Source organism: Asaccharospora irregularis DSM 2635, from assembly GCF_900129815.1.
In the GTDB taxonomy this organism is placed as follows: Bacteria; Bacillota; Clostridia; order Peptostreptococcales; family Peptostreptococcaceae; genus Asaccharospora; species Asaccharospora irregularis.
This window is the reverse complement of sequence record NZ_FQWX01000056.1, coordinates 1-7,684: the sequence shown is the minus strand read 5'-3', so window position 1 is coordinate 7,684 and position 7,684 is coordinate 1. Positions and strand designations below refer to the sequence as shown.

The following is a 7,684-nucleotide window of genomic DNA, read 5'->3' as shown; positions in this document are numbered from 1 at the left end:
ATTTCAAATTTCAATTTTTCGACTTGTTTGACGAAGTCTTCAAATTGATTTTGAAGTTCTATTGGTGGTATTGGAACTTCAAAACTTCTAAATTCATTCATAGTTACTCTCGGCATTTTTGCACCTGAAACTTTTTCACTTATATAATCTACAAATGATTTATTTCTTAACATATGTGCTAAATAATATCTATTTAATACTCCTCTTACAGGTTGTAATGGAACCATTTCAGATGTAGCATATCCAATTTCATTTGGTATAACTACTTTATTCAAGTATGGTCTTAGCTTTGAGTATAAAATATTTGTCGTATCAAATGTACAAGTTGAATTTCCTATTTCATCTGTTGTTACATAGTTATATCCAATAATATTTCCTGTATTTGATTCAACCATATCTAAATTTAGTAACCACACTTTGCATTTGTTAAAATCACCTTTATAGTTAACTACAGGTGCTACATCATTCATCTTTCCTGTTTTCCAGCCTTTAACGTTTCTAATTGGGTCACCAAACATCTCGATAAATCTTGATTTATATAATCTTAACTAATATATTTTCTATGAGAACTCTTTACATTATTTTGATTAACCATTGCATATTGAAGAGTTGTATCTATTTTAGAATGACCTAAAAGCTGTTGTACTTGTTCTATAGGCATTCCCTTGTCAATAGCCCTTGTAGCAAGAGTCCTCCTAAATTTATGAGGGTGTACCTTGTTTATATTTAATTTTTTACCAAGCTTTCTTAATCTAATTTCAACCCCGCTTATTTCAAGTCTCTTGTGTGGTTTTAGCAAAGAAACAAACAAAGCTTCATTATTATCACTTCTACTATTTAAGTAACTTTGTAAATGTATTTTAGTTTTAGCATCAAAATACACCTTCCTTTGCTTATCACCTTTGCCAAACACAATACTTTCCCTTTCATTAAAATTTATATCACTGATATTTAACCTAACTAACTCCCCTACACGCATACCTGTAGAATTAAGTAAATCAATTATTGCTAAATCTCTTATTTCACTACAGTTATCTCGCATTATTTCTATACTTTCGTCTGTATATGTTTCTTTAACTACCTTTTCAGTCTTTATTTTATGAATACGTCTTACTGGACTTTTTAAAATATAATTTTCTTCTTCAAGCCAAGAGAAAAAACTTGAAATAATCCTTCTAATATTATCAATTGTTATTTTACTGCAATTACTATTTTTATTGTAATCTCCTAAGTATTTTCTTATATCATCTGTTGTTATATGTTTTACTTGTTTTGGTATAACTTTCATCATATTTTCTATAGTAGATTGGTAATACTTGATTGATCTAATAGAACATCCTTCGACTTTTTTGGCATATATAAACATATCACAATAATTTAATTCTTTATCTAAGGTATCTTCTTTGTTTTTATTTTCTATTATTGTAAGACCTATAAAAGTGTTTATTAGAACACTATGAAGCTTTTCCATCTCCATATTGTCAAGTAAATTAACCATATTTTGTTCAATCTCCATTATATACTTTTCCACTATAATCCACCTCTTTTTATTTGTATAGATTATAGGATTATTAACACTTTATGGAATTTTGAAACAAATCTGCTGATATATTAGGTTCTGTTATTTAAATAATTCTCCTTTAAAAGCCCTTTGCATTAATGAATTGAAGTTATCTTCTAATTCTTTTAAGCTTTTTTCCATTTCAAATTTCAATTTGTCGACTTGATTAATAAAATCAACAAACTTATTTTGTAACTCTATTGGTGGTATTTGAATCCTTATCCCTTTTAACTCTTGTGCATTAATATTTGCCTGATTAACAGCTCCTTTTGCCATACCTTTAAGTAATTTCTTACCATAATCAGAATTTAAAAACATTGATAAGTATATAGGTAATACTTCATCTACTAATCTAACTCTTATTATATAACCAGCTATTATCATTGGCTCTTCAAGATTAAATACGCATGTTTTTCCTATCAATTCTACACTATTAGTTCTATTGAAAAGTACATCTCCATTACGAACTATACACTTTTCTAATTCATTATCTTCTATATCAATATATTTCAAATCTTTTAAATCCAAATTACCATTATAAGTTATGTTGTTCATTCTTAAATATGGATATTTACCACCCTCTACTGATGATTTACTGGTTCCATAACGTACATCTTTAGTAATATCTCCTATTTTGCTTATATTCCAACCTTTTGGATTAGTTGCTGGGTCTCCAAACATCTCGATAAATCTTGATTTAACTAATTCATCCAATGCTTCTATTTGCTCTTCCCTTTTATCTATTAACTCTTGAGCTTTATCTAAAACTTCTACTATTTTTTCTTGTTCTTGTAAATTTATAACAGGTATTTTTAAGCTCTCTAAACTACCTCTTGATATATGTGGTATAGTCGCTCCAGTACAATTATCTCTTAAATATCTAAATTTACTTTTTAGAAACATACCACAGTACTTTGTATTGTAATCATTGTTATTAATACTTAATAGTGCTAATGTACTACCAATTGCTCCGCTTAATCCATATCCAACTGTACCTGCATTAGCTCCATCCCAAGCTATTATAATGTCATTTTCATTAGCAATTACATATTTACCATCATGCTTACAAAACTTTATATTATTATTATTTCTAAGGTCATCTATCTGAATATATCTTATTGTTTCTTTTGTTTCTTCTACTTGTTCAACCTTATTACCCTTTTTTATTTTAAACAGTTCATTTAGCTTAATATATTCCATACCCTACACCTCTAGCATTCTTTCTAATTCTTCTAATCCACTAGCAATTTCTTTCTCTAGTTCTTTAACTCTCCTCATAATAACTTGAGGTTCATCATACACTACTTCCTCGTAAACTATCTCTTTATACTTATTAATAGATAGATCATATCCGTTCTCTCTTATTTCCTCTACATCAACAAAAAAGCTTTGCTCTGTTCTTTTTCTATCAACTTCCTTATCAAGATTATTAAATCTTTCTATTATATCATCTATATCATTATCCTCTATCTCATTTCTCTTATCATCTAGAGAATATCCATCAGCCTTCATATCATAGAACCATACCTTATCTGTTCCACCAGTATTTGTTTTAGTAAATATCATTATAGCAGTGGAAACTCCTGCATATGGCTTAAATACTCCACTTGGCATAGATATTATTGCCTCTAATTTATGGTTTTCTACTATTTCTTTTCTTATATCCTTATGCCCTTTTGTACTACCAAATAATACTCCATCTGGAACTATAGAAGCACATCTCCCACCTACTTTTAAACTCCTTAAGAATAAAGCTAAAAATAGTAATTCTGTTTTCTTTGTTTTAGTTACTTTTAATAAATCTGCACTTACCGCTTCATAGTCTAAACTTCCTTTAAATGGAGGATTAGCAAGCACTAATGTAAATTTATCTTTGTCTGTATTTGATTCTGATAAAGAATCTTTATATTCTATATTAGGGTTATCTACTCCATGAAGCATCATGTTCATGGCACCTATTCTAAGCATAGTTCTGTCCATATCAAATCCGTAGAACATATCATTGTTAAAATGTTTTTTTAACCCTTGTACTAAAAATAAGTCCGGATGATTATCTCTTAAATATTGTTGTGATGATACTAAGAAGCCTGCTGATCCCGCTGCTGGATCCACTATTATATCCTCTGGTGCTGGTTTCATAAGTTTTACTATCATGTCTATAATATGGCGTGGTGTTCTAAACTGTCCGTTAGTACCTGCCGTTGCTACTTTTGATAATAAGTATTCATATAAATCACCTTTTGTATCTTTATCTTTTTTTAGATTCAAGTTATTTATTCCATCAACTATTTTAGATAGCATTAGTGGTGTTGGTATTTTAAATATTGCATCACCCATATATTTTGCATATGCTGATTCTTTGTTTCCATGTAATTTTTTTATAAAAGGAAATACTTCATTTAGCACTATATCATACATTTTCTCTGCATTTCCTTCATTTGCAAATTTGCTCCATCTTATATGTTGTTGTTCATCATTAAATATTCTATCATAAGGTACTCCTAGAAGCGTTGCTTCTGCTTCATTTCTTGTTTCTACTTCATCTAGCCCTTTTATAAATAATAGATATGTAAATTGTTCTATTACTTCTAATGGGTTTGTAAGTCCCCCAGTCCAAAATATTTCCCATATTTTATCTACTTTGCTTCTCAATTCTCCTGTTATCATCTTAAAGTCTTCCTCCTATTTTTGTTTACAAGACATATTATATATTATTTATATAGATTCTTACTAATCTTAATATTTAACCCTTTGCGGTAATTATTACATTAAAGATTTAATAAATTTTTTATTTGATCTTGTTCCTTCTTATATAGTTCATTTGCCTTTCTTATTCTATCTTCATATTCACTATTTGACTCCACAATCATATTAAATGCTTTTTTCTGCATTTTCATATCGATATCTGGTACTAAAAGTTTTTCTATATCCTTATGAGCTATTGATTTTATTGCTGTTCCTTTGATAATTCCTTGTATTAAGTTTTGACCTAGCTCACTTTCTAGATAATATTTTAATACTTCAGGTATATATTTATCATCATATACTCTCACAATAAATAAGTTTGCTGAAACTATAGCTTTGATATCCTCTTCAACTATTGCAACTTTAAATTGACTTCCTTTTGATGTAACCAATAAATCACCTTGTTTTACCTCGTATACCCCTTCCCATTTTCGTTCAATTTGAATCATGTCTGATTCGTTAACTATTATTTTCCCATCAGTAATATTTCCTATAGATATCAAGTAGTGACTCCTATTACTTCCAGTATTAAGGGCATCTAATTTGCCTTTATTTACTTGAACACCCCTTCTTATTTGAGCTATTTTACTAAACTCAACCATTTTCATATTACTACTTATATTTCTAATAAGTTCTTCACTTTGTATATAATCAAATGCATTTAAATCATAGTTTTGTTCCTCTATTTTTTTTGAATCTACGATAAAACTAATCTCATTTTCCTCAAAGTTTTTGTAATATTGTACTGCTTTATGAACACCATCTCTTGAAATCGTCTTATTTCTTCTATCTATACTTTCTATATAGCTACTTAAATCAATGAATTGAATTTTACCCTTTCTATTTTCCTCTTTGTTTTTATTAAATATAACCCAACATGCTACTATATTAGTGTAAGAAAGTACTGAACCAGGAATCTTAACTATTGTTTCAATTAAGTCCTCACTTATAATACTTCTCCTTACCCTTTCTTCCGCACCACCTCTAAATAATGCACCAATTGGTAATAGTACTGCACCTTTTCCATCATCCTTTAGTGAGCTTATCACCTGTTCTGCTGTAATCCAATCAGAATTTGTAACTAAATTAGCTCCATGTCTAAATCTATTGTACGTATCATTTTGTATTAGTCCTCTATCTACTTTCATCATAAATGGAGGATTAGAAATGCTTACATCAAATTTTACTAAATCATTACCTTCTTTAAACATAGGTTCATATATGCTATCACCTCTTACTATCCTATCTTCATTTCCTGTTATTAAAAAGTTTATTAGCTGACCTATTTCATAGTTTACCTTATCAATTTCTTGACCATAGTATTTTAATTTGAATCCATTCTCATCATCTAAATCCAAGTGTTCTACTAATGCTAACTCTAATCCTGATTCTCCATTAAAATAGTCTACTATACTATCATTTACCCCAGGATCTATAATCTTTACAGCTATATCTAAAACAGCATCTGGAGTATTTGTATCATACATCTTACCATCTACATTAGATGTAGATCTAATTTGTTTACAAAATCCTGTAATATCATATGGATCTACTGTAGAATTTATAATTTCTATTAATTTGTAGAAATCTGCATCTTGCATCTCTTCTGTTAAACTTATTATACTTTTATCTTTAAATATCTCTAAATTAGTTAGTCTCCCTATCTCCATACAAGTACTAATTAAATTATTCTTATCTAAAGATGTATAGTTCCAATCATAACCTATTTTTACTTTTAGTCTATTTTTATTAACTAAAACTACCTTAACCCCACTTAGTGTAGTTATTAAAAGTCTTTTACTCATTGGTTCAACATCTCTAATTACATCAAAACCTACTTTAAATTTATTCATTTTTGTTCCTACCTTTCTATACCTTAATTTTAGTAAATATTTTACTGAATCTAGAATCCTAATTTAATATTGAATTAAATAGTAACCAAATCTGGTTTAAATATATCTTTTGAAAACTCCCTATGACATACAAATATACCCTCTGCATACTCCCTATATTCATGGGTTCTACCATCCTCCTTTTTTAAATACTTAATTAATCTACTTCTTTTAATCATTTCTAACATCTTTTTATATACATTTACTTCTTTGTTTCTATTAGTAGTTATGTTTAGCCTTCTTTCACTAAGTCTGTTCTTAGCATAATTAGTTATGTATACTTTTCCCCTAAAACCTTTCATCTTTATCCCCCCTCTTTTTCAGTTTTTAATTTACTGAATTTCACCTTATGGTTATATATTATATTTTTATTTCTATATTGTCAACAGTAAATCTGAGTTTTTCTAATAAAACTTCAGATTTATTAAATTTTTTGCATTATATACTCCGTATATCCTGAATCTTGATTAACTTGTTCCTTTACTACTGTAAACCCCATTCTTTTATAAAAAACTACTGATTTCACATTATCTTTGTATACAGCCAAGCTTAGGTTTTTATATTTATCTATCGCAAAGTTTATAAGTTTTTTGCCTATTCCACCTCCTTGAGAATCTGTATCTACAAATAATGCACCTATAAATTCATTATTTATTATACTTATAAAACCTTTTATGGACTCTTCATCCTCATATATAAATGTATCTGCCATAGGTATATACACATCTTTTACAGTATTGTAGCTATTATCCCAGTATTCCTTAAGAATAAAATCATGAGCTTTTATAGTGCTCCTTAACCATATATCCATTACTTTATTTATATCTTTGTCTTGTATGCTTCTTATCATATAAGTTCCTCTCCTCCCAAGTATGCTCTATTTTATATTATCATTTACTATTAATAAATACTAAGTAAATATAGTCTAAATTATTCACTTGAATTATTTTCACATATACAAATACATTATACATGTTTATTAGTTTAAAAATGTATAATGTATAGTTGTATTTTTAATGTGCCAGCTATTTTTTCACAACTTTTTCTTTTTTGAGTTTTATTGAGAGTACTTGTAATAATACCAATTTTATCTCATATAAAAATTATAGCTAATGTATTATCATGTTAATAAGGCTATTCGTAGATTGGATAGGTTACACTTAATTATACAATAAAAATTCGGACATGATATAATAGATAAAAGGAAATTGGAGGTCTATCATGTCTAAAAGATATAATTATGAGTTTAAAAAGCAAATAGTAACTTTAGTTAATAATGGTAAAAGCCCTAATGAAATAGTAAAAGAATATAAGGTGGCTAGATCTACTGTGAATAAGTGGGTTAGCGACTATAATGGCTCAGGTTCGTTTAAGGCTAAAGATAATAGAACTGAAGAAGAAGATGAATTAATAAAACTTAGAAAAGAAAATCAACAATTAAAAATGGAAAATGATATTTTAAAGCAAGCGGCGCTGATAATGGGAC

General features: G+C 28.2%; 7 protein-coding genes and 1 pseudogene. 1 reads left to right on the top strand and 7 read right to left on the bottom strand.

Translation table 11 applies throughout. The features are described from left to right. The 7 genes from BUB34_RS12430 to BUB34_RS12400 all read right to left on the bottom strand — a co-directional run. Positions 1-518, bottom strand: a 518-nt coding sequence (locus BUB34_RS12430) for a restriction endonuclease subunit S (RefSeq protein ID WP_200787938.1), incomplete at its 3' end; no start/stop codon positions are given. A gap of 26 nt (positions 519-544) precedes the next feature. Continuing rightward, a complete protein-coding gene (xerA, locus tag BUB34_RS12425) occupies positions 545-1,534 on the bottom strand; it encodes a site-specific tyrosine recombinase/integron integrase (protein WP_073127742.1) in 990 nt (329 codons plus the stop codon). 87 nt (positions 1,535-1,621) lie between these two features. Further along, complete coding sequence (locus tag BUB34_RS12420) at positions 1,622-2,761, bottom strand: restriction endonuclease subunit S (RefSeq protein WP_073127740.1); 1,140 nt, start codon at positions 2,759-2,761, stop codon at positions 1,622-1,624. Between the two features lie 3 nt (positions 2,762-2,764). Continuing rightward, the gene (locus BUB34_RS12415) at positions 2,765-4,228 is read right to left on the bottom strand and encodes a type I restriction-modification system subunit M (protein WP_073127738.1); all 1,464 of its coding nucleotides are present in this window, start codon (positions 4,226-4,228) and stop codon (positions 2,765-2,767) included. A gap of 101 nt (positions 4,229-4,329) precedes the next feature. Beyond that, a complete protein-coding gene (locus BUB34_RS12410; RefSeq protein WP_073127737.1) occupies positions 4,330-6,159 on the bottom strand; it encodes an N-6 DNA methylase in 1,830 nt (609 codons plus the stop codon). Between the two features lie 74 nt (positions 6,160-6,233). After that, positions 6,234-6,500 carry a hypothetical protein gene (locus BUB34_RS12405; RefSeq protein ID WP_073127735.1) on the bottom strand — a complete coding sequence of 89 codons (267 nt, stop codon included), beginning with the start codon at positions 6,498-6,500 and terminating at the stop codon, positions 6,234-6,236. Positions 6,501-6,622: 122 nt separating this feature from the next. Continuing rightward, positions 6,623-7,048, bottom strand: a complete 426-nt coding sequence (locus BUB34_RS12400) for an N-acetyltransferase (RefSeq protein ID WP_073127733.1) — start codon at positions 7,046-7,048, stop codon at positions 6,623-6,625. A 371-nt stretch (positions 7,049-7,419) separates the two neighbouring features. On the opposite strand from BUB34_RS12400, the pseudogene BUB34_RS12395 reads away from it, so the two are divergent. Then, positions 7,420-7,684, top strand: a pseudogene (locus BUB34_RS12395) (transposase); the annotation flags it as partial.